General features: G+C 44.0%; 3 protein-coding genes. All 3 read left to right on the top strand.

All coding sequences use genetic code 11. The annotated features are described in order from the left end of the window. The first annotated feature begins 111 nt into the window (after positions 1 to 111). From hutW to hutZ, 3 genes are read left to right on the top strand one after another with little or no spacing between them, the layout of a single operon-like run. A complete protein-coding gene (hutW, locus tag B9J84_RS01900; RefSeq protein ID WP_094132597.1) occupies positions 112 to 1,512 on the top strand; it encodes a heme anaerobic degradation radical SAM methyltransferase ChuW/HutW in 1,401 nt (466 codons plus the stop codon). A gap of 2 nt (positions 1,513 to 1,514) precedes the next feature. Continuing rightward, complete coding sequence (gene hutX, locus B9J84_RS01895; protein WP_026028298.1) at positions 1,515 to 2,024, top strand: heme utilization cystosolic carrier protein HutX; 510 nt, start codon at positions 1,515 to 1,517, stop codon at positions 2,022 to 2,024. 54 nt (positions 2,025 to 2,078) lie between these two features. Then, entirely contained in the window at positions 2,079 to 2,609 is a 531-nt protein-coding gene (hutZ, locus tag B9J84_RS01890; RefSeq protein WP_013856737.1) for a heme utilization protein HutZ, read from the top strand. Positions 2,610 to 2,913: the final 304 nt, after the last annotated feature.

Genomic DNA, 2,913 nt, shown 5'->3' with positions numbered 1-2,913 from the left:
ACTCAACATCAAAATAAGATCAATTATCAATTGCATTATCATTTGCATCAAATTATGATTTTATGAATTAAAGAATGCGCGTAATAACCTCTCATTACGCCTAGGTTTTCTATGAATATTGTGATGAATTTAGATAAATATGATGAATCCGTTTTGGGGGCGAGAACAGACGACCCACTGCGTTTTGCTTTTGGTCAAAAACACTCCGCTCATGCGGGAGGAGTGGCGACTCCCATTGGTGCGGAGCAGCAACCTCGATTATGGCAACAATTAACGTCGCAGAGCAGTGAGCGCGCCAATAAACGCTGTTTATACATCCATATTCCCTTTTGCCGAGTACGCTGCACATTTTGTAACTTCTTTCAAAATGCCGCGAGTCGAAGTTTAGTCGATGATTACTTCTTAGCGTTGATGCTTGAGCTTGAGCAAAAATCCCAATTGGCTTGGACACAATCAGGTTTATTTCATGCGGTTTATATTGGTGGTGGTACACCGACCGATCTCTCAGCGCAACAAATACAGCAGTTAGGCCAGAGCATTCGTCGTCTATATCCATTATCAAATGATTGTGAAATCACTTTAGAAGGGCGTATTAACCGTTTCAGTGATGAAATGTTTGAGAGTGCGCTTGAAGGTGGGTTCAACCGTTTTTCATTTGGTATTCAAAGCTTTAATACTCAAGTTCGCCGCAGTGCAAAACGTCTTGATGATCGTGAAGTCGTGTTAGAGCGCATCACGAATTTGAGTGAAAGAGAAGAAGCACCCATTGTTCTCGACTTATTATATGGCTTGCCTTATCAAACCTTGGACGTTTTCGAGCAAGATTTGCATGACTTCGTCAGCACAGGGGCACAGGGTATCGATTTGTATCAGTTATTAGTTTCAGGTAGCGCACCAATGTTGAATTTGGTTGAGAAAGGGAAAATACCCGCCCCTGCTACCACACCAGACAAAGCCAGCATGTACCAAATTGGCGTTCAATTTTTTGCCAAACACCATTTCAAGTCGCTGAGTGTCAACCATTGGGCGAAAGATAACCGAGAGCGCAGCCAATACAACAGCCTAGCAAAAACCTTTGCAGAGGTGTTGCCAGTAGGTTGCGGCGCAGGAGGTAATGTTGGTGGATACAGCATGATGCAGCATCGCAGTCTTGAAGCGTATATGGAAGCGATGAAACAGCAACAGCCTCCGCTCGCCATGATGATGAAACAACATGCACTAGAGCCTGTCTTTGCCGCGATTAAATCAGGCTTTGACCGGGGCGTGTTAGCGCGTAAAGCCTTACCCAATTTTATGGGATTGGATTGCTTTGACTACCTAACGCCGCTGCTTCAGCATTGGCAGCAGGCAGGTTTAGTTAAACTAGAAGAGGATTATCTAGTATCCACTTTGGCGGGTGGATTTTGGGCCGTAAGTTTGGCGCAATCATGCATTAAAGTTTTACATAACGAATTTACGGAACGCACGGATTTAACACACAGTGATTCAACACTGATAGCAAACTGGAAATGAATATGGATTTACTTGAACAGAAAGTGGCCTCTTTATTAGAGCAACAACCGACCTTATTGCCGGCAGCGATGGCGCAAGAGTTGGATGTGACCGAATTTGAAGTGGTGCAGGCATTGCCTAAAGAGATGGTTGCGATTGTTGATGGTGCTCAAGCTCAATCGCTGTTGGAATCATTAGCGGATTGGGGAATGGTCACAACGATTGTCCACTCTTTTGGCTCTATATTTGAAGTGAAAGCACCTTTTCCAAAAGGGAAGTTGGCTCGTGGCTATTATAACTTGATGGGTAAAGAGGGCGAGTTACACGGCCACTTAAAGTTGGAATCCATCCAACACGTTGCTTTAGTCAGCAAGCCTTTTATGGGACGTGAAAGTCATTACTTTGGTTTCTTTAGTGAGCAAGGCGATAACATTTTTAAAATTTATCTAGGCCGAGATGAAAAGCGCGAACTGATTGCAGAGCAAGTCGCACGTTTTAAAGCACTACAACAAGACGTTCATTCCAACCAATAATATTGATATAACGATAAGCCCTGAACGCAATGCGAAAGGGTCGAGGAGAAAGTCATGGATCAGCAGATCAAACAAGAGCGATTACAAGGACGATTGGAACCTGAAATCCAAGAGTTTCGTCAAGAACGCCGTACATTGCAATTGGCTACAGTGGACGCGGAAGGCCGTCCGAATGTGAGTTACGCGCCATTTGTACAAAACCAAGAAGGTTACTTTGTGCTGATTTCGCACATCGCTCGTCATGCGCGTAACTTGGAGGTGAACCCGCACGTCTCCTTGATGATGATTGCAGACGAAGGCTCATCAAAACAGATTTTTGCCCGTCAACGGCTGACGTTTGACGCCGTTGCGAGTGTTGTACCACGTGAAACGCCATTATGGCAGCAAGTCATTGGCCAAATGCAAGCTCGTTTTGGCGAGATCATTGACGGCTTAAGCCAGCTGCAAGACTTTGCTTTATTCCAATTGAAAGTAGAAAAAGGTCTTTATGTGAAAGGCTTTGGCCAGGCGTATCAAGTGTCTGGTGATGATATGGTTGATTTTGTGCACCTTGATGAAGGGCATAAGAAAATTTCCAACGCGTAATCTTAATCGCTCAAGATACATTGGACACTTAATCGCTCAAGATACATTGGACATTGGAAGAAAAGGCTAGTTATCTAGCCTTTTTTATTGTATCGAGAAAACCCCCAGCTAGGCTGGGGGTTCCGTAAAGCTTACAGCTATAAGTCAGTTATAACCCCTTTCAATTTGATAAAAACGTCTTGTGGTCTGGCAACTGTAAGAGTTAATTAAGAATTGAAAGGGGGTCCCAATTGGGACGAAGAAAGCTTAGCGCACACGCGATGGAATTGTAAATATCATGTGGTTTTTGCACCTAAGTACCGAA

It is taken from the genome of Vibrio sp. V03_P4A6T147 (assembly GCF_002241085.1).
In the GTDB taxonomy this organism is placed as follows: domain Bacteria; phylum Pseudomonadota; class Gammaproteobacteria; order Enterobacterales; family Vibrionaceae; genus Vibrio; species Vibrio anguillarum.
This window is presented reverse-complemented; position numbering and strand designations above follow the sequence as displayed.